We start from the raw sequence: 19,746 nt of genomic DNA on the forward strand, positions 1-19,746 counted from the left end.
ACGGCGGCAGGGCTGCGAAAAGTTCGCCCGAAAGAGCCGGACATCAAGAAAATAAATGGGGGGGAAACACGACGACGGCGGAGGCCCCAGTATGGGCGGCCCCCGCCGTCGTTTTGTTGTTACTTACCCGTTACGTTGTAGTACAGCGGGACGCCGTCCCAGCCGTAGTCGACGTTGGTGACCTTGTCGCTCCAGCCGCCCTGGGCAACCTGGTACCACAGGGGGATGGCCGGCAGGTCCGTCAGGAGGATCTCCTGGGCCTTGTTCATGGCCTTGTTGCCGTCGCTGACCGACGCGGCGTTCAGGCCGTCGGAGATGGCCTTGTCGAACGTCGGGTTGGCGTAGCTGGCGTCGTTGGAGCCGGCACCGGTCTTGTAGATCGGGCCGAGGAAGTTGTACAGCGACGGGTAGTCTGCCTGCCAGCCCGCACGGATGGAGCCGGTGAGGGTCTTGGCGGTGGCGTCGTTGCGGGCTTCCTTGAAGGTGGCGTACGGCTTGCCTTCAACCTTGATGCCGAGCGTGTTCTTGAGCTGGTTGACTACTGCCTCAACCCAGGCCTTGTGTCCGCCCTTGTCGGCGTTGTAGGCAATGGTGAACGTCTTGTTCGCGTCCCACTTCTGGATGGCGTCGGCCTTGGCCCAGGCTTCCTTGGCCTTGTCGGCGTTGAAAGTCAGGTTCTCGGCTCCGGCGATCGAGTCGCTGTAGCCGTCAAGCACGGGGGCCGTGAAGTCCTTGGCAGGCTGGCGTGCGCCGTTGAAGATCACCTTGGTGATCTCTTCGCGGTTGATCGCCATGGAGATCGCCTGGCGGCGGAGCTTGCCGGCCTCGCCGCTCCATTCCGGCAGGTATTCCGGGATGGCGATGGTCTGGTTGCCGGCGTACGGCTTGTTGATGGTGCGGTCGCCGAGGTCAGTCTTGAAGTTCTTCAGCGCGCTGGTCGGGATGGTCTGCAGGATGTCCAGGTTGTTGGACATCAGGTCCTGGTACGCGGAGTCGTCGTTCTGGTAGATCTTGAACGTCACGCCGGCGTTCTTGGCCTTGCGCGGGCCGTTGTAGTCCGGGTTCGGAACGAGCTGGATCTGCACGTTGTGCTGCCAGCCGCCGTCCGCGAGCTTGTACGGGCCGTTGCCGACCGGCTTCTCGCCGAAGCCCTTCGGGTCCTTCAGGGCACCGGAGGGAACCGGAACAAACGCGGTGTAGCCAAGGCGAAGCGGCCAGTCAGATTCCGGCTGCTTCAGTTCGACGGTGAACGTCTGGTCGTCAACGACCTTCAGGCCGGACATGGTTTCAACCGTGGAGCCTTCTGCGCTGGCTTCGTCGTAGCCCTTGATGCTTTCGAAGAAGCCACCGCTGAGCTGGGCGTTCTTGGCTGCGGCGCCGAAGTTCCAGGAATCGACGAAGGACTTGGCCGTGATGGCCTCGCCGTTCGTGAACTTCTGGCCCTTCTTGACCTTGATGGTGAAGTGCTGGCCGTCCTTGCCCTCGATGGACTCGGCGAGTTCGTTGACCGGCTTGCCGCTGGGGTCGTAGCTGACCAGACCCGCGAAGATCATATCGATGACCTTGCCACCGCCGACTTCGTTGGTGTCGGCGGGCATGAGGGGACGCTGGGGTTCGGAGCCGTCGGCGAGGATCACTTTGCTCGTGTCGCCGCCGGTACTGCCGCTACCGGTTGCGGAGCCGCTGGCACCGCATCCGGTCAGGGCGAGGGCGGCGATAGCCACCATGCCCAGTGCTTTGGAAGTGCGCGAAAAACGCATTCCGCCTCCTATGAGTTGTGGGAGTTCGTGAGGGAAAAACTTATGCTTCCCCGTAAGCAGGCACAGGGGTATCCCCTGTGACGTGGCCTACATATGGAAGTAGCCTAGCCCTAAACCGTCCAAATGTTGGAACTCTGTTGCCAAACCGTGATCCGACAATCTCATGACGACTAACGTCAAGTGGAGGGTATTTCAAGTCACACGCTACTGACTGGTAGTATTCGCCCGCAGTGTGACCTGGGTTACTCGCGCTTAACTGGAATCCGCCGGTTTTCGCCCCCGTTCCAGCCCCCTCCGGGTAAGCCTCAGCTGGCCCCTGACAGCAGCTGCGCGCGCAGTTCGCGCCGCTCGCGCTGCTTGTCCGGATCCGGCAGCGGAACCGCCGCCAAAAGCCGCTGGGTGTAGGGCTCCTGGGGATTGCGGAGGATCTGGTCGCGGGTCCCCTGCTCCACGATCCTGCCGCGCTGCATGACACAGATCCGGTCCGCGAGCACGTCCACCACCGCGAGGTCATGGGTGACGAAGAGGCACGCGAACCCCAGTTCCTTCTGCAGGTTCTGGAACAGATCGAGCACCTTGGCCTGGACTGAGACGTCAAGGGCGGAAGTGGGCTCGTCGGCGACCATCAGCTTGGGCTTGAGCGAGAGGGCACGCGCAATCCCCACGCGCTGCTTTTGCCCGCCAGAGAGCTCGTGCGGGTAGCGGTTGCGGTAATCGCGCGGCAGCTCGACCTGGTCCAGCAGCGCCTCAATCCGCCGCTGCAGGTCGGCGCCCTTTGCGGCCCGTGCCAGGAACATCGGCTCCCCGATGCTTTCCCCGATGGGCAGCCGGGGGTTCAGGGACGACGATGGATCCTGGAACACCATGCCGACATGCCGGCGCATCTCGTGGAGCTGGCGGCCGTTCCTCTTGGCGGCGGAAATGTCCTGCCCGACTACCCGCATGGTGCCTGCTGCCACCGGCAGCAGGCCGACGGCGGCCCGGCCGATGGTGGTCTTTCCGGAGCCCGACTCGCCGACGAGACCGACCACCTGTCCGGGATAGATGACCAGGTTGGCCCCTTCCACGGCACGGAACGCCGGCACCCGGCCCTGCTTCGGGTACTCGATGGCGACATCGGTGAGCTCCAGGACCGGCTCGCCCTTCGGCTTGGCCGCCTCGGCCGCGGCGAGGGCGGCGGCGTTTTCGCGCTCGCGCCGGATCAGCTCGTCTTCAGGAATGGAGAGGATCTCGACGTGGGTCGCGGCGGCGAGGGCGGCGGTGACGTCCACGTCCACCGTGGAATCCGCGCCGCCCTGGCCCAGATGCGGGACCGCAGCCAGCAGCGCCTTGGTGTACTCGTGCTGCGGGTTGTGGAAGATCTGCGCTGCCGTGCCCGTCTCCACGATCAGGCCCTTGCGCATGACGGCGATCCGGTCGGCGAGGTCGGCCACCACTCCCATGTCGTGGGTGATGAGGACAATGGCACTGTCCAGTTTGTTCCGCAGGTTGCGCATGAGGTCAAGGATTTCGGCCTGGACGGTCACGTCGAGGGCCGTGGTCGGCTCATCGGCAATGAGCAGCTTCGGGTCGCAGGAGAGCGACTGAGCGATCATGGCGCGCTGGCGCTGGCCGCCGGAAAGCTGGTGCGGGTAAGACCGGAAGGCCTTCTCCGGATCGGGCAGTTCGACAAGTTCCAGCATGCGCAGGGCACGGAGCCGGGCTTCTTCCGGGGAAACTTCGTTGTGCAGACGCACAGTTTCTACAATCTGCGACCCCACTGTGTACACCGGGTTCAGGGCCGTCATCGGCTCCTGGAAGATCACCGCGACGTCCTTGCCGCGCACCGCGCGGATATTGGCCTCATTGCTCCCCAGCAGCTCACGCCCGGCGAGCTTGACACTTCCTGTCACACGGCTGTTACTCGGCAGCAGGCCCAGCAGCGCCATTGAACTGGCGCTCTTTCCGGAGCCGGACTCCCCCACGATGGCGAGTACTTCGCCGGCCCGGACCTCGTAGTTCAGGCCGATCGCTGCCGGGACCCATTTCTTGTCCACGCCGAAATCCACGCTGAGATCCCGGACCTCCAGGACAGTTTCGCCTTTGCCAGGCACAGGTGACGCCGGCGGATCGAGGGTGATGAAGTCAGTCATGATGGGCTATCCTTCCGCCCGGGCCGCCGGTGCACCGGGGATTAGTGCTGCGGCTCGGAATACTGAATTATTGGGGGCATGAGCTCTACGCCGCACGCCGGAAATGTTGAAGTCTTCAAAGCACGAACCAACAAGTGGTTCGCGTTGCTGTCCTGGGCGGTGGCCGCGTTCGGTGTCGTGGTCACCGTCGTCATGGCGGGTCCGGGGGCGCTGGGCGGCATCGCCCCGCTGGCTTTCATTGCCTTCATGGGCTGGCAACTGTTCTGGATGCCGTCCGTTGTAGTCCACGATGCCGGCGTCACCCTGGAGAATCCGTTCCGCTCGATTGAGGTGCCGTGGGCAGCGCTGGTGCACGTCGATACCCGTTTTGCACTGACGCTGGTCACCGCCCGGAAGAGCTACACCTCCTGGGCCGCGCCCGCCCCCGGTATCTGGGGCGGTCGCCATGCCCGCCCGGAGGACCTCCACGGCCTGCCGGCAACCACCTACGGTCCCGGCAAGTCGGTCCGTCCGGGAGATCTGAAGACCACGGATTCCGGCCAGGCTGCCATGATGGTGCGGGCCCGGTGGCATGACCTCGTGGAAGGAGGGCAGCTCGCCGCAGGCGACGCCGCCAGCACCGCGGCAACGGTGACCGTCCGCTGGGTGGCGATTGGCGCCGTCGTACTGCTCCTGGCGGCAAGCTACCTGGCGATTACCGCCGCTTAGAGCGGTCCTGCAGGGGGCCGGCATCTACTGGCCCCGTGTTCCGTCAGCCGGCCCGTCGTTGCGGGGATCCTCAGGCGCCGGGGCGCCAAGTCCGGTGACGGTACCTGCCTGCACCGCGGCGCCCCCATGATCGGCCGCCTTCTTGGCATTGAACTTCTTCTGCCGTGGGTCAAAGGCGTCCCTCAGGCCGTCGCCGATGAAGTTGATGCTGAGGCAGATGAGCACGATGAACATGCCCGGGAACCAGAAGAGCCAGGGCCGTGTGGCGAAGGCCTGCTGGTTCTGGGAGATGAGCAGGCCCAGTGACGTGTCCGGGGCCTTGACGCCGACGCCGAGGTAGCTCAGCGCCGTCTCGGTGAGGATCGCGGCGGACATGGTCAGGGTCACGTTGACGATCAGCACGCCGACGGCGTTGGGCAGGATGTGCTTGAAGATGATCCTGGCGTTGCTGGCGCCGGAAATCCGGGCCGCATCCACGAACTCGCGTTCGCGCAGGGACAGGAATTCGCCGCGCATCAGGCGCGCCAGGGCGACCCAGCTGATCAGGCCCAGGAAGATCCCGAGGGCCAGGACGCCGTTGGTGCTGGCGAAGGAGGCGAACCAGCTTCCCTGGTCCCGGCGGCCGGCGAGGGCGGCCATGACGGCGGCCAGCAGCAGCGCGGGAATGATGATGATGACGTCGGTCAGGCGCATCAGGATGGCTTCGGACCAGCCGCGGAAGTAGCCGGAGATGGCACCGACCACGACGCCGATCAGGCCGGCGATGAGGCCGATCACGATCATGATGGTGATGGACTGCTGCGCGCCGCGCATGGTCATGGCGAAGAGGTCGCGGCCGATCCGGTCCTGGCCGAACGGATGTTCGCCCCAGGCCAGCGGCCACAGCGAGGAGGTGGGTGCGCCGCCGTTGACCAGTGGCGAGACTTGCGTGTGGTTGTACTTCCACCAGCCGGGGATTCCCAGGTAGCCCACCGAGGTGAAGGCCAGAACGAAAATGAAGGCGAACACCACGAGGCCGATAATGGCGCCGGAGTGTCCGAGGAAACGCTTCCGGACGATCTGGCCCTGGCTGAGGCCCTTGGCCTCAAGGACCGGCTCAACGCCGGCCGCGGCTGATATCCGCGAGGCTTCGTCTTCGGCCATGATTACTTCCTGCTGACTTGGCTGGCTCATGCTTTTACCCTTACGCGCGGATCCAGTGCGGAGTAGGCGAGGTCCGCGATGAGGTTGAAGACCATGGCCGTGATGGCCACGCAGATGAAGACGCCCATGACCGGGTTGGGATCGGTGTGCGCGATCCCGTCCAGGAACAGGAAGCCCATGCCGCGGACCGAGAAGACGGTTTCGGTGATGACGGCACCGCCGATCAGCGCCCCAATGTCGAAGGCCACGATCGTGGCGATCGGGATCAGGGCGTTGCGGAAGGCGTGGCGCATGATGACGGTCCGCTCGCTCAGGCCTTTGGCCCGGGCCGTTCGGATGTAGTCCATGTTCATGATTTCGAGCATCGAAGCCCGGGTGAAGCGGGTGTAGCTGGCCAGTGAAATGAGGATCAGGGCCAGGGTGGGCAGGATCAGGTGGGTAAAGGAGTCAAGGCTCAGGACCCAGAAGTCGCCCTGGATGTTCGGCGTGCTGGCACCGATGGTGGCGATCGGCCGGCCGCGCACACGGCTGTTGTTGAAGTAGCTGGGCCACGCCTGCATGTACCGGTCCAGCAGGATCAGGAATCCGACCAGGAACGAGGTGATGGCTGCCGCCCGCATGGACTGCCCACGGTCGTAGCCGCCCACCAGGTAGCCGATGCCCATGCCGATCAGGACGAAGGCGACCGCCAGGAGCACGATCATCAGGAATGTGGCCTCGTTGAGCAGCGGCTGAAGGAGGAAGTAGAACACGACTCCAACGCCGACGGCGATGAGGGCCGACTGCAGGGCCTTGCGGTTTTTCAGCCCGGCGGAGAGCAGGGTCACGGCGAACGCGATGCCGACACCGGCGATGGCGATGACCACGGGGCCCAGGCCCGGGGTCTTGAACCATTCGGTGGCGGAGAAGTAAATGAGCACCGCGGTGACGAAGCCGAAGGCGACGGCGCCGGCCAGCAGCCGGCGCCGCATGGTCCCGCCCGCCGCGACGGCTGTCACCGCGCCGACGACGACGCCAATCCCGAGGGCCGCGGGCAGCGGCACGTCGGGGTTCCGCAGGAAGTCGTTGAAGCCGATGGCGCCGAATTCCTTGAGCAGGACGGCGACCCAGAAGATCGGCAGGGAGAAGAACAGGAAGGCCATGAACGTCACGCCGTAATCCAAGGTGCTGTACTGCCGCAGGGCGGTGACGATGCCCAGGGTGATGCCGATCAGGATGGCGAGCACCGTTGCCGCGGTGACGAGGGTCAGGGTCTGGACGAGCGCGAAGCCGAGGGCCTCGGTGATGGGCTGACCGGCGATGTTCTTCCCGAGGTCACAGGAGTTGGCGAACGGAACGAGGCACTGGACAGCGCCGCCGAACCATTTGAAGTACCGCAGCGGGGCCGGGGTGTCCAGCTGCAGGAGCTCGGTCCTCGCGTCCATGAGCTGCTGCTTCTGGGGCGTGGGGTTGGCGCGGAATTCCTCGAGGGGATCGCCGGACGCCGCTGTCAGGAGATATACGAGGTAGGACGCACCGAGAAGGATGAGGGCGGCAGTCACGAGCCGCCGGAAGATGTAGGTCACCATTGGAATAGAACCTCGGAATTCGGGCCCAGGGATTGCCCGGACCGGTCGCGGAGTTTGGCCGGTTCCCGCCGATGTGGCGGCGGGACCACGGCATCGTCAGGGATGTCGCCAGAAAGGCGCCGGGACCGAAGAAGCTGTGGTCCCGACGCCTTTCCAGCAGTGTTACTTGGGGTCGCGGGCTACTTCTGCGCCCATTCCCAGAAGTTCCACCAAACGCCGGTCTGGTTCGGCATGTACTTCACACCGGTGATGCGGTCGCTGTACGCGTCCACGCCAACCGACTGGAACAGCGGCAGGCCGTAGGCCGAATCCCAGATCATCTTGTCGATCTGCGCAACGAGGCCGTCCTGCTTGCTCTTGTCGGTGGTGACAATCAGTTCGTCCATCAGCTTGTCGGCTGCGGGGTCGCTGAACTTGTTGAAGTTGGAGTCGTTGCCGGACTTGAAGATCTGCGGAACGCCGGAGACGCCGACACCCGAGTTGCTCCAGCCAAAGATGGTGGCATCGTAGCTGCCGTCACCGAGGGCCTTGCCCCAGTCAGACTTGCCGAGGCCGCCGTCGACGATCTTGAAGCCGGCCTTGGTGGCGGACTCGCTGATCAGGGAGAAAGCGTCAACACGGTTGGGGTTGTCCTTGTTGTACATGATGCGAACTTCGGGGGTGGCGCCGTTGAGGAGCTTCTTGGCACCCTCGATGTCCACACCCTGGTAGGAGGAGGAACCGTTGTTCTTGGCCGAGTCGGCGTACGGGGCCTGGTCCGGAACGAAGAGCTGGGAGTCAAGCGGTGCAGCCTTCGGATCCAGCTTCTTGACGATCTTGTCGACGATGTCCGTACGCGGGACGGCCTTCATGAACGCCTCGCGGACGTTCTTGTCGGCAAACGGGCCCGAGTAGTTCAGGTCGATGTGGTCGTACGCGAGCTGGTTGCCGACGTCGACCGTCACGCCCTGACTTTCGAGTGCCTTGAGCTGCTCCACGGTGTCCGCGGATGCCTGCGGGGCGATGATGTCGGCCTCGCCGTTCTTGAGAGCCTGGACCTGGGCGGGTGCCTCACCGATGTAGCGGACGGTGATTTCGTCCAGATTGGCTTCCGGTCCCCAGTTGTAGTCCTTGTTCTTGACCATGGTCAGGGACTGGTCCTGGTTGATGGTCTTGACGAGGAACGGGCCATTGGAGAGGTACAGGCTCGGATCAGCCGGCAGGGTCTTCGTGTCAAAGCCCGTGTTCCACATGTCCGCCATAGCCTTGAGCTGGGCGTTCGCCGGCTTGGGGGCCTTGGAATCGCCGCGGGGCATGCCCTTCAACAGGTCAATGAACGCCTTGGTGTCCGCCAGGCCTGCCTTCTTGGCCAGGACGTGGGCGGGGATGTCGATGCCGGGGCCGCCGATGGCGATTTCCCAGTCCGCGAAGGGCTTGGAGTACTTCAGCGTCATGCTGCGGCCGTCGTCACCGAGTTCCGGGAAGTCGGTGAGGGCGATACCGGTGGGGTCACCGGCGTAGGAGAAGTAGGACGTTCCGGTCTTACCTTCCGCGTCGGCGTCGTTGTAGTAACCGGAGAAGGCGGCCCACTGCAGCACAAGGTCGGCCGCGGTAACAGGAGTGCCGTCGGACCACTTCACGCCGTCGTTGATGGTGTACTTCACCGTCAGCGGATCGTCAGAGACCTTTTCCATCTTGCCGAACTTCTCATTGCGGACAACGTTGAGCTTGTTGTCGATGTAGAAGAAGCCCGAGTGCGTGGCGTAGCTGACCTTTGAGTTGATGTCAGTGTTTCCATCGGCCGTGTTCGGGTTGAACGTGTTAAACGCGTTGACCTCTACTACGGTTGCCGATCCGCCTTGCTTGCTTGCTGCCGCCGCAGTGGTCGGGGTTGTCCCGCCGCTGTTGCCCGCGCAGGCGCTGAGGGCGATGGCAGCTGCTGCCGCCACGCCCACTGCTTTGGAAATACGACCCAAGCGCATTCCGCCTCCTTGTTTCTGTGGTGTGGGTGAGACCGGCGCCGAAGGCGCCAGACAGACGTCCACACTCCCCCAGCGGCAGTGTGGCCCGTCTCACATGGCATGAAGCGTAACCCCAAAGGCCGTTCGGAGCCACCAAAGTTGACTCACCGTAAAGTTCGTTATGGAGCTGCAACATTGGGCCGGTTCCGCAGGCCCAGCTTTCCCACAAAACGTTGACGGCGGCGTAACAAAAGGATAAAAGCGCCGCACACAGGAAAAGCCCCGATCCGAGAATCGGGGCTCCTCCAGTTAATCCTTAATTACTTGGCAGAATTACCGCGCTGCCGGGCGGCGAAGAGCCTCCTTCTCATCAGTTGACCATCGCGACAGGTCGTTGGCTTGAACTCGGGACGGCGGCGGCTCGTGTCCTCACGTCCCTCAGCTGCCATCAGCCGGTTTCGAGGACAAAGAAGATAAAGGACAGGAATGCTGTCTTCTCACCGGTGAGGATGCGCGGCGGAAGGAGTTCGTGCGGCGTGTCTGGAGATGGCCCTGGTTCGCTCACGGTGGCGACGCGGTATCCCGCCGATGTGAAGGCGTTGATCATCGCGTGAAGTGGTCGGTGCCAGAAAGTCAGAACCGCAGGCTCGCCATCGAACTCGTAATCCTCCGAGTACTGCCGGATGGCGAAGTAGTCCTCGGCTGGTTGGGTGATCACGCTGACCGTGGGGTGGTTGACCGACAAGATCAGACGACCGCCCGGCTTCAGCACGCGCCGCAGTTCGGCAAGCGGCGCTGACCAGTCCTCCAGGTAGTGCAGGACCAAGGACGAGACAACGTCGTCGAAGGAGCCATCCGCGAAAGGGAGCGGCTTGCTGAGGTCGGCCAAGTAGAGATCCGCGGTTGCGCCCAGTCGCTGTCTTGCAAATTCGAGCATCGCAGGACTGGAATCGAAGCCGGTCATGATCGCGCCCTTCGCGCTCAGTGCCGCGGACAGGGGCCCGGAGCCGCACCCTGCATCCAGGACCCGGTGGCCGTCGACGTCGCCGGCGAGGCCAATCATCGCCGGCCGCTCGTAGTAGGCGTTGAGGAGGCTGGACTCGTTTTCCGCCGAGTAGCTCCCGGCAAAACTGTCATAATGGTCGGCTTTCACGGATCCTCGCTCTCGGGTAAACGCTCATGGTCAGTATGGTCGGCCCGATCCTAACAACCTGGCCGTAAAGCCCGTAAGCATCGCCCGTTGATAACAGATTCGGTTTCGTTCGTTGGATCAACGCGGTTGGTCTGTTCTGATGGTCGAAATGATTACCGTGAGCCAGAACGCCTGCGTCGATAGTTTATTGTCGGCGGGTGCAGCAAGACTTAGAACGTGAAGATTGTCCTGGTACCGCCTCTGCTCTGCTCTTCTCTTGCGAGAACGTCGGCGACATTGCTGTTCTCGGAACAAGCATGGGAGGGTACGTCGCCCTTGAAGTCATCCGACAAGCGCCAGATCGCGTCACCGCTCTCGCACTCGTAAGCACGTCCGCGCGAGCCGACTCCGCGGAGCAGCTCCAAGCGCGGGCGCGCCAGTCCGTGCGCGTTGAAGGCGGCCATTTCGACGCTGTTGTCGACGCCGCCTTCCCCGGCGTCGTCGCAGCAGACAACGAATCCGACGATGCACTCCTAGCCGCCTGGCGCGCCATGACCAGCCCAGTCGGTGCACAAGCCTTTCTCCGACAGCAGCAGGCAGTCGTGCAGCGCGCCGATCTCCGCTCGATTCTGCCGTCCAGCGCCTGCCCGACTGCGATCATCCACGGAGCCCAGGACCGCCTCATCCCTCTGAACGCTGCCGAAGAAATGCCAGAAGCGCTGCCCACGTCCCGGTTCACCGTCGTCGAGGGTGCCGGCCACTCCCTGTTCCACGAGCAGCCCGCCGCGCACGGGACGCCGTTAGCTCCTGGCTTGAGTCCGCCTCATAACCAACCGTCCGTGAAGCCCTCACCCGCTCGCAAAAGCGATAGCCGCCAAGAACACGTGTTCTTAGCGGCTATCGCTTTTGGCCTCAAGCAGATCAGAAACTAGACGTTGAAGCGGAACTCCACGACGTTCCGTAACGAATAAACGTCTCCGCCACCAGCGGTGCACGGTCGAGGACCTGTGGATTCAGGCCGCCGTTGGCAACCGCTGGCCCGCGATCTTTCCGCAACCCGCCCGCAGCATAGAACACAAGTCTGCTTTGAACTCCCTGCGCGGCCCTCGTCACACCGCTGCGCAGGTGGTCGGCCAGACGGGTGAACGACTCGGATGTGTTCGGGTGACCCAGCTGGCGCAGCTAGTCCGCGACAACGCCGGCATGCTCAGCGGCGCGGCGATCCTAGCTCGACGGCTTCCTTGGACGGGGCCTGGATGCGTCGGGCCACCACCAGCGATGTCGCGATCGGCGCTCAGCCCTGCGTTGGGCCTCGTCCAGATAGTCCTCGCGCGCCGCATCAAAGACCTCGTGAGGAAGACTCAGCGTTGCACGGCTCAACTGGCGTCCTACCAGCAGATCGCTGATTGCCCCCGGGATCTCCCGCATCCCCCGAGCACCTTTCACGGACCGCCTGAGCTGCACGCCCTGCTCCGTGAGCCGCATCCCCCACGATGAGTCGACCTCAGCAAGGCCGGAACCGACCAGGACCGCTATTGCCGTCTCTACCCGTTCCCGGGAAGGGACGTCGGCCTGCAGCATGTCCCACCCCGGCAGCAGCGCACGGAGCGACGAGGAGCGCCTCCCATCATGCAGCAGGGTCACGAGCGTTGCAGCGTCATCCATGTCTATGCGGTCCACGCCGTTCAGGCTAGCGCACTCCGAGCCGCCACCGCCTCGGGAACAATCACCGTCTCGGAAGAACGTTAAGTTCCCCAACACTTCGGCCGAGGATTCCCGGGAGGTACCGGAGCTGACTCAGACGTTAAAGCGGAACTCCACCACGTTCCGTCGCAGAATAACCTCATCTCCAAGCGGCGGGGAGCCAGCGGGCAGCTGAGCTTGCTGCCTTAGCTGACTCTCCCTCCAGGGGTGCGGGCCCGCAGGGTCGTCCTGTGTCGGTTGGATGCACGGGCAGACTGGACGATCACGACGGTGGCCGCGGCCACAACTCCTACGAACGCCAGGCCCGCAGCGATTCTCGTCGCCCGCCGGGACATGGTGGCCGGGTTGACAGGCTCGGGGGCACCCGCGGGAGCTTCGATGACGGGCACGTCCCAATCGTTCCCGGAGGGGAAGATTCCGGGCGGAAGCTCTTCCGCCCGAAGGTCGCGGCGGGCCGCGAGGCGGTTCCGGACTTCCTGATTCGGAGCGGGCACGACGGCGTCTGCTGCGATCGCAGTGGGGAAATCAAGGAGGTAGGGCTCACCATAGAACGCTGAAGAGGCGACGGATTCTAACCACGTGGCCGGCGGTTCCGCAACGCCGCGCGCGGCGAAGGCGGACCGCAGGCTTTCTAGGATCTCGGCGAGGCTTTTGCCTTCGGAGTCCTTGCTGGCCTCGAAAATAGCAAGTTGAAGCTGCAGCTTCACATCCGCAGCAGGGTCCTTAACGGTGGGGTCCTGCCAGGTGGGGTCCTGCCCGGTAGGGTCCACGGTGAGTGGCTCAGCATTCACGGCGCCGGCCTTGCTTGGGTCAGTGTTCATGGGCTTCCTTCCATCGTGGTTTCCCGTCCCTGGTCCCGGGTGACAGCTACCAGAAATTCTAAAGCGGTGTGGCGCTCAGCGTTATCCGCAGTCGCACTCGTTGCGTCCTCCGAGCGGCATTCTCTGTCTGCATTCCCAATAATCGACATAACAAACGGGAAGAAGCTGGCAGGGGGTCTGTTGCGGAAACCATGACACTCGTTCCTCCACAGTCAGTACCCGCCCCTGTTCCCCGGGGCCCTGATTGGGTAGGCTCCTTTCATGGCACGACGCAGTTTTCTTCAGTGGCCGGTTGTCCGGCAGTTGAGTACGGGCGACCTCTTGGGCCGCGGTCCGGCGGTGACATCCCCGCAGACCAGGGCCATTACTCCACGGACGGTCACCGCTGACCGCGTGGTGCAGAGCGTGTGCCCGTATTGCGCCGTGGGCTGCGGACAGCTGGTCTACGTCAAGGACGAAAAGGTCGTTCAAATCGAGGGCGATCCGGATTCGCCAATATCCCGCGGCCGCTTGTGCCCCAAGGGCTCTGCCAGTGAACAGTTGGTCAACTCGCCAGGCCGTCAAACCGGTGTGCTTTACCGTGCGCCGCGCTCCACCCAGTGGCAGCACCTGGACCTGGTCACCGCCGTCGACATGGTGGCGGACCGCTTCATCGAGACCCGCCGCAGGACGTGGCAGCAAGAAGACGAGGAAGGCAGGCTGCTTCGCCGCACGATGGGGATTGCTTCGCTGGGCGGGGCAACACTCGATAACGAAGAGAACTACCTGATCAAGAAACTCTTCACGGCTGCCGGTGCGGTACAGATCGAGAACCAAGCCCGCATTTGACACTCCTCCACGGTTCCCAGTTTGGGAGCCTCGTTTGGGCGCGGTGGTGCGACGCAATCACTGCAAGACATGGCCAATGCCGACTGCATCGTCATTCAGGGCTCCAACATGGCCGAATGCCACCCGGTGGGATACCAGTGGGTTGCGGAGGCTAAGGCACGCGGAGCTAAGGTCATCCACGTCGATCCCCGCTTCACGCGTACCTCCGCCGTCGCGGACAAGCACATTCCGATCCGGGCCGGCTCTGACGTCGTCCTTCTGGGCGCCCTGATTAACTACGTCATCACCAATGACCTCTGGTTCAAGGAGTACGTCGGCGCGTACACCAATGCGGCGACGCTGGTGCATGCGGACTACCGCGATGCCGAGGACCTGGGCGGCCTGTTCTCCGGTTTCGATCGGGAAAAAAGGGCGTACGACACGTCGTCCTGGGCGTACGCGGAACAAGGTGAGGGCGCGATTCATGAGCCCGGGCCCAGCCGCGAACACGGCGCCGAAGCGTCCGCCCGTGCTGCCGCCGACACCTTCGGCAGTGGCGGGCCGCCGCTGGAGCATGCCGAAGTTCAGCGGGACGACACCCTGCAAGACCCCCGGACGGTCTTCCAGATCGTCAAGCGGCATTATGCCCGGTACACCCCGGAGATGGTCCGGGACATGTGCGGCATCAAAGTGGCGGATTTCGAGTATCTTGCCCGCAGCATCACGGAAAACTCGGGACGCGACCGGACTACCTGCTTTGCCTACGCGGTGGGTTGGACTCAGCACTCCTTGGGAGCGCAGTTCATCCGGGCCGCGGCGATCCTTCAGCTATTGCTGGGAAACGTGGGGCGCCCCGGCGGCGGGATCATGGCCCTTCGCGGCCATGCCAGCATCCAGGGGTCCACCGACATCCCCACATTGTTCAACCTGCTACCCGGCTACCTGCCGATGCCCAGTGCCGGCCGCCACGACAGCCTCAGCGAATATCTGGCAGCCGTCGGGTCAAAACAGCAAAAGGGCTTTTGGGCCGACGCCGACGCCTACACCGTCAGCCTGCTGAAGGCCTGGTGGGGTGAAGCCGCGACCGCGGACAACGACTGGGCCTATGATTACCTTCCGCGGCTGACGGGGGCGCACGGCACATATGAGACCACTATGAGCATGCTCAAGGACGAGGTGGAGGGCTACTTCATCCTTGGACAGAACCCCGCAGTGGGCTCGGCCAACGGCCGGCTGCAACGGCTTGGCATGTCCCATCTGAAGTGGCTGGTGGTGCGTGACCTGAACATGATCGAGTCGGCCACCTGGTGGAAGGACGGCCCGGAGATCGAATCCGGCGAACTGCGCACCGAGGACATCGAGACCGAAGTCTTCTTCCTGCCCGCAGCCACCCATGTGGAGAAAGCCGGCTCGTTCACGCAGACCCAGCGTCTGCTGCAGTGGCGGCACCAGGCGGTGGCACCGCCCGGGGAGTGCCAGAGCGAACTGCAGTTCTTCTTCGAGCTAGGCCAACGGATCCGGGCGAAGCTGGCTGGCTCCGAGGACGAGCGGGACCGTCCGCTGCTCGACCTGACCTGGGACTATCCCACGGATGAGCACGGCGATCCGGATGCCGAGGCTGTGCTTGCGGAGATCAACGGCCGCCAACTGGCTGGACCGGACGCCGGTAAGCCCCTCTCCGCCTACACCGAACTTCGCGCCGACGGTTCCACGGCCGCTGGCTGTTGGATCTACACCGGTGTTTACGCTGGTGGCTCCAACCACGCTGCCAACCGTAAGCCTGGTCAGGAACAAGGGCCCGTGGCTTCGGAATGGGGCTGGGCATGGCCGGCCAACCGCCGGGTCCTCTACAACCGTGCGTCCGCGGATCCCGCCGGTAAGCCGTGGAGCGAGCGGAAGAAATACATCTGGTGGGACCAGGAGCAAGGAAAGTGGGTCGGCGACGACGTTCCCGATTTCCCGGTGGACCGGGCTCCGGGAAGCCAGCCCGACCCGGCCCTCGGCGGCCCTGCAGCCCTTAGCGGAGATGACCCCTTCATCATGCAGGCCGACGGCAAGGGCTGGCTGTTCGCCCCGAAGGGCCTTGTGGATGGGCCCCTTCCCACCCACTACGAGGCTCAGGAATCCCCCGTGGCCAACGCGCTCTACCCGCAGCAGCAGAGTCCGGCGCGGTTGGTGTTCCCGCACGCGGGCAACTTCAGTGCGCCAAGTGCCGGTACTCCCGGCGCCGACGTGTACCCGTACGTCTTCACCACGTACCGGCTTACTGAGCATCACACCGCCGGCGGGATGAGCCGCTGGCTTCCTTACTTGTCCGAATTGCAGCCGGAGATGTTCTGTGAGGTTTCGCCTGAACTGGCTGCCGAGCGGGGGCTTGAGCCCTACGGGTGGGCCACCATTATTTCGCCCCGCTCGGCCATAGAGGCGAAGGTGCTCATCACTGACCGGCTGAAACCCCTGGCCGTGGGCGGTCACACCGTGCACCAGATCGGGCTGCCCTACCACTGGGGCGTGGGCAGTAACGCCGTCGTCAGTGGCGACGCCGCCAATGACCTGCTTGGCGTGACGCTGGACCCCAACGTCCAGATCCAGGAGTCCAAGGTCGCCTCCTGCGATATCCGCCCGGGCCGCCGGCCGCGCGGGCAGGAACTGCGGGCAATGGTCGCCGCCTATCAGGCGCGGGCGGGACTGACCGCCGAGACCGGCAACCGCGCCATTACCAATCCGATGTTGGAGGACTAGATGGGCCAGCTGTCCGGACCGACCGACCCCACCGCCGATGCCCACTGGGAGCACAGCCATCCGCGGAAGGGCTTTTTCACCGACACCTCGATCTGCATCGGGTGCAAGGCCTGCGAGGTTGCCTGCAAGGAGTGGAACCATAACCCGCAGGACGGCAATCTGGAGCTGCTCGGGTCGTCCTACGACAACACCGGGGCGCTGGGCGCCAGCACTTGGCGTCATGTGGCGTTCATCGAGCAAGGTCAGGACCGCATTGTGGAGGCGCGGGAATCAGGCCGCGCCCTGGTGAGCCTGGGCATGCCGCGTATTGGTCCGCCGGCCACGGCATCGCCAGCTGCGACGGACCTGGCCGAGGCCGACACCACGCCCCCGGACACGGCAGACTTCAGGTGGTTGATGTCCTCCGACGTTTGCAAGCACTGCACGCACGCCGGGTGCCTCGATGTGTGCCCGACCGGAGCGCTTTTCCGCACCGAATTCGGCACCGTGGTGGTACAGGATGACGTCTGCAACGGCTGTGGAACCTGCGTCGCCGGATGTCCTTTCGGCGTCATCGAGCGCCGCGCCGATGGCTCGGTCAAGGTGGCCACCAGCAGGAACGACCAGCACGCCAAGCATCCCGCCGTCCCCAATGCGGGCATCGCTCAGAAGTGCACGCTGTGCTACGACCGGCTTGTCGCGGATGAGACCCCCGCGTGCGCCAAAGCGTGCCCTACGACGTCTATCAAGTTCGGCGACCATGACGACATGGTGGAGACGGCCAGGGAACGCGTTTCCAGCCTGCACGCGCAAGGTCTGACGGAGGCAAGGCTCTACGGTGCGAACGAAAACGACGGCGTCGGGGGAACCGGATCAGTCTTCCTGCTCCTCGACGAACCCGAGGTCTACGGACTTCCGCCGGACCCACGGGTACCCACGGCCGACCTTCCGCAGATGTACCGAAGGGCCGGCATGGCAGTAGCGGGCATGGCCGCGGCAGTTGCAGTGGCATTCCTGGGAGGGCGTGCATGACCCTCTCAGAGTTCGACAGCTTCCGGCCATCGGAACCCGCCCGCCGTCGCCGGCGGGAGGGCAAACGAGGACCGGGCCGCCGCCCGGCCAATGGCGACGGCTCCCGGGAAATGCCCATGGTTCCCGAGCCGGAATTCAGCTCGTATTACGGCCGTCCGGTTGTAAAGCCGGCACCCTGGGGTAATGATGTGGCCGCGTACCTGTTCCTGGGCGGCGTTGCCGCCGGCTCGGCTTTGCTCGGACTCGGCGGCCAGTTGAGCGGGCGGCCGACGCTGCGCCGTAACGCGCGTTTGAGCGCTTTGGCAGCGGTAAGTGCCGGGGCTGTTGCGCTTGTGAAGGACCTCGGCAGGCCGGAGCGCTTTCTGCATATGCTGCGGACCTTCAAGGTCACTTCGCCGATGAGTGTGGGCTCGTGGATCCTCAGCGCCTTCAGCGCAGGTGCGGGGGTCTCGGCGGTTGCGGAGATCGACCGGATGAGCGGATCCCGGCTTCCGCTGGGCCCGTTGCGGAGCGTGCTGCGGGCTGTCGAGGGACCGGCCGGCTTCGAGGCCGCCGTCTTTGCCGGACCTCTGGCGGCTTACACGGCAGTGCTGCTCGGAGACACCGCCACACCGACGTGGAACGCTGCCCACGAGGAACTGCCGTTCGTCTTCGTAAGTTCGGCAGCCCTCGCTTCTGCCGGGCTCGCCATGGTCACCACGCCGGTGCGCGAAACGGGGCCGGCCCGGAAGCTCGCCGTGCTCGGCGTCTTAGGTGAGGTGGTTGCCATGAAAGTCATGAAACAACGGATGGACCCGGTGGCGGCGGAACCCCTACACCAGGGCAAGGCGGGCGCCATGCTGAAATGGAGCGAGCGTTTGGCGGTCGCCGGCGGGCTGGGAACACTGCTGGGCGGCCGACACCGCGGAGCGGCTGCGGCCTCCGGACTCGCGTTGCTGACCGCGTCCGCCCTGACGCGTTTTGGTGTATTTGAGGCGGGCCTCGCCTCGGCCAGAGATCCGCGGTACACCATCGAACCGCAGAAGACGCGGCTCGCCGCCCGCCGTGCGGCCGGAATCACCGACGACGCGATCACCACCGGCGGCTGAAGACGAATGGCCGGGTTTCAGCGGATCTCGATGCCCTGGCCCGCGATGGTGTGTCCGATGACTGGATGGCCCGGCAATTCACCGACGACGAGTAGCCCGCCGGAGGTCTGTGCATCGGCGAGCAGGAGAAGATCGTCCTCCGTGACGCCCGCGGCGGCACGCAGGTAGGGCCGCACCCAGTCCAGGTTGCGCCGCGTTCCGCCGGAGACAAACCCATCGCGCAACGCGTCCCGGGCGCCGTCGACGTGCGGCACCGCTTTCCGGTCCACCACTGCCCCGACCCCGGAGGCCCGGCACATCTTGTACAGGTGTCCGAGCAAGCCAAAGCCCGTCACGTCCGTGGCTGCCCGCACACCGGCCGCCACCGCATCCTCGGCGGCGTCGCGGTTCAGGCGCGTCATCGTCTTTACTGCTTCGGTGAACACTTCGCCGGTCTGCTTGTGACGGTTGTTGAGCAGTCCGACGCCGATCGGTTTGGTGAGCGTGATGGGCAGCCCGGGCCGGGCGGCGTCGTTCCGCAGCAATCGGTCGGGGTGGACGACGCCGGTGACCGCCATGCCGTACTTCGGTTCCGGATCGTCGATAGTGTGTCCGCCTATGACCGGGCACCCTGCCTCGGCGGCCACGCTCAGGCCACCGCGGAGTACCTCGGTCATCAATTCCAGCGGCAGTACGCCACGGGGCCAGCCGACGAGGTTAATCGCCATAATCGGGCGCCCGCCCATCGCGTAAATGTCGGAGAGCGCATTGGCGGCGGCGATCCGGCCCCAATCGAAGGCGTCGTCTACCACGGGGGTGAAAAAGTCAGCGGTGGACAATACGGCCAGGTCCCCACGGACCAGAACGGCGGCTGCGTCGTCGCCGCTGTCAAGCCCGACCAGCACATCGGCGCCGGGCTGGCCGGTGAGTCCGCGTACCGCTTCTTCGAGTTCGCCGGGCGGAATCTTGCACGCGCAGCCGCCACCGTGGGCATAGCCGGTGAGCCGGAGAGTTCCGGCAGCACCGGTACCGAGTTGCTGGACTGGCGTCTGGGCCTCGTTCACCCGCCTAGCGTACTCCTTCAGGCAACCCTGCTATATTGAGCCCCGGTGGCGTCCGGGTCCTGGTGGGCCCCCCGGTCTTCAAAACCGGTGCGGCCGAGCATCTCGGCCTGGCGGGTTCGATTCCCGTCCGCCACCGCCAACTTCCGG

General features: G+C 64.6%; 13 protein-coding genes and 1 tRNA gene. 6 read left to right on the forward strand and 8 right to left on the reverse strand.

Annotation, left to right across the window (positions count from 1 at the left end):
* Positions 1-119: 119 nt before the first annotated feature.
* Entirely contained in the window at positions 120-1,760 is a 1,641-nt protein-coding gene (locus ARTB_RS12930) for a peptide ABC transporter substrate-binding protein (protein WP_243180947.1), read from the reverse strand.
* A gap of 305 nt (positions 1,761-2,065) precedes the next feature.
* A complete protein-coding gene (locus ARTB_RS12935; RefSeq protein WP_243180949.1) occupies positions 2,066-3,892 on the reverse strand; it encodes an ABC transporter ATP-binding protein in 1,827 nt (608 codons plus the stop codon).
* Between the two features lie 78 nt (positions 3,893-3,970).
* On the opposite strand from ARTB_RS12935, the gene ARTB_RS12940 reads away from it, so the two are divergent.
* Positions 3,971-4,600, forward strand: coding sequence for a PH domain-containing protein (locus ARTB_RS12940; RefSeq protein ID WP_243180951.1), 630 nt, complete (start codon positions 3,971-3,973; stop codon positions 4,598-4,600).
* Between the two features lie 24 nt (positions 4,601-4,624).
* On the opposite strand, the gene ARTB_RS12945 is transcribed toward ARTB_RS12940, so the two are convergent.
* The 4 genes from ARTB_RS12945 to ARTB_RS12960 all read right to left on the reverse strand — a co-directional run bounded on the left by ARTB_RS12945 (position 4,625) and on the right by ARTB_RS12960 (position 10,404).
* On the reverse strand, positions 4,625-5,743 hold the full coding sequence (locus tag ARTB_RS12945) for an ABC transporter permease (protein ID WP_243181147.1): 1,119 nt from the start codon (positions 5,741-5,743) through the stop codon (positions 4,625-4,627).
* A 26-nt stretch (positions 5,744-5,769) separates the two neighbouring features.
* Positions 5,770-7,311 (reverse strand): ABC transporter permease, encoded by a 1,542-nt coding sequence (locus ARTB_RS12950; RefSeq protein WP_243180952.1) that lies wholly within the window; start codon positions 7,309-7,311, stop codon positions 5,770-5,772.
* 179 nt (positions 7,312-7,490) lie between these two features.
* A complete protein-coding gene (locus ARTB_RS12955) occupies positions 7,491-9,272 on the reverse strand; it encodes an ABC transporter family substrate-binding protein (RefSeq protein WP_243180954.1) in 1,782 nt (593 codons plus the stop codon).
* A 427-nt stretch (positions 9,273-9,699) separates the two neighbouring features.
* The gene (locus ARTB_RS12960; RefSeq protein WP_243180955.1) at positions 9,700-10,404 is read right to left on the reverse strand and encodes a class I SAM-dependent methyltransferase; all 705 of its coding nucleotides are present in this window, start codon (positions 10,402-10,404) and stop codon (positions 9,700-9,702) included.
* 197 nt (positions 10,405-10,601) lie between these two features.
* Between ARTB_RS12960 and ARTB_RS12965 the strand changes: the two genes are divergently transcribed.
* The gene (locus ARTB_RS12965; RefSeq protein WP_243180957.1) at positions 10,602-11,315 is read left to right on the forward strand and encodes an alpha/beta fold hydrolase; all 714 of its coding nucleotides are present in this window, start codon (positions 10,602-10,604) and stop codon (positions 11,313-11,315) included.
* A gap of 957 nt (positions 11,316-12,272) precedes the next feature.
* Here the strand turns inward: ARTB_RS12965 and ARTB_RS12970 are convergent.
* Positions 12,273-12,908, reverse strand: a complete 636-nt coding sequence (locus ARTB_RS12970; protein WP_243180959.1) for a hypothetical protein — start codon at positions 12,906-12,908, stop codon at positions 12,273-12,275.
* Between the two features lie 261 nt (positions 12,909-13,169).
* Between ARTB_RS12970 and fdh the strand changes: the two genes are divergently transcribed.
* From fdh to nrfD, 3 genes are read left to right on the forward strand one after another with little or no spacing between them, the layout of a single operon-like run.
* Positions 13,170-16,457 carry a formate dehydrogenase gene (gene fdh / locus ARTB_RS12975; RefSeq protein WP_243180961.1) on the forward strand — a complete coding sequence of 1,096 codons (3,288 nt, stop codon included), beginning with the start codon at positions 13,170-13,172 and terminating at the stop codon, positions 16,455-16,457.
* Positions 16,458-17,468 carry a 4Fe-4S dicluster domain-containing protein gene (locus ARTB_RS12980; protein WP_028275706.1) on the forward strand — a complete coding sequence of 337 codons (1,011 nt, stop codon included), beginning with the start codon at positions 16,458-16,460 and terminating at the stop codon, positions 17,466-17,468.
* On the forward strand, positions 17,465-18,556 hold the full coding sequence (gene nrfD, locus ARTB_RS12985; RefSeq protein ID WP_243180963.1) for an NrfD/PsrC family molybdoenzyme membrane anchor subunit: 1,092 nt from the start codon (positions 17,465-17,467) through the stop codon (positions 18,554-18,556). Before ARTB_RS12980 ends, nrfD begins: the two co-directional genes overlap by 4 nt.
* A gap of 17 nt (positions 18,557-18,573) precedes the next feature.
* On the opposite strand, the gene selD is transcribed toward nrfD, so the two are convergent.
* Positions 18,574-19,599, reverse strand: coding sequence for a selenide, water dikinase SelD (gene selD / locus ARTB_RS12990; protein WP_243180966.1), 1,026 nt, complete (start codon positions 19,597-19,599; stop codon positions 18,574-18,576).
* Between the two features lie 44 nt (positions 19,600-19,643).
* Here selD and ARTB_RS12995 point away from each other — a divergent pair.
* A tRNA-Sec gene (locus tag ARTB_RS12995) sits at positions 19,644-19,738 on the forward strand.
* Positions 19,739-19,746 lie beyond the last annotated feature (8 nt).

Origin of the sequence: Arthrobacter humicola (genome assembly GCF_022803015.1) — a bacterium.
Classification (GTDB): Bacteria; Actinomycetota; Actinomycetes; order Actinomycetales; family Micrococcaceae; genus Arthrobacter; species Arthrobacter humicola_A.

Coding starts and splice junctions, on each gene's coding strand:
- ARTB_RS12930 (WP_243180947.1), bottom strand. CDS start 1,760: ATGCGTTTTTCGCGCACTTCCAAAGCACTGGGCATGGTGGCTATCGCC.
- ARTB_RS12935 (WP_243180949.1), bottom strand. CDS start 3,892: ATGACTGACTTCATCACCCTCGATCCGCCGGCGTCACCTGTGCCTGGC.
- ARTB_RS12940 (WP_243180951.1), top strand. CDS start 3,971: ATGAGCTCTACGCCGCACGCCGGAAATGTTGAAGTCTTCAAAGCACGA.
- ARTB_RS12945 (WP_243181147.1), bottom strand. CDS start 5,743: ATGGCCGAAGACGAAGCCTCGCGGATATCAGCCGCGGCCGGCGTTGAG.
- ARTB_RS12950 (WP_243180952.1), bottom strand. CDS start 7,311: ATGGTGACCTACATCTTCCGGCGGCTCGTGACTGCCGCCCTCATCCTT.
- ARTB_RS12955 (WP_243180954.1), bottom strand. CDS start 9,272: ATGCGCTTGGGTCGTATTTCCAAAGCAGTGGGCGTGGCGGCAGCAGCT.
- ARTB_RS12970 (WP_243180959.1), bottom strand. CDS start 12,908: ATGAACACTGACCCAAGCAAGGCCGGCGCCGTGAATGCTGAGCCACTC.
- ARTB_RS12980 (WP_028275706.1), top strand. CDS start 16,458: ATGGGCCAGCTGTCCGGACCGACCGACCCCACCGCCGATGCCCACTGG.
- nrfD (WP_243180963.1), top strand. CDS start 17,465: ATGACCCTCTCAGAGTTCGACAGCTTCCGGCCATCGGAACCCGCCCGC.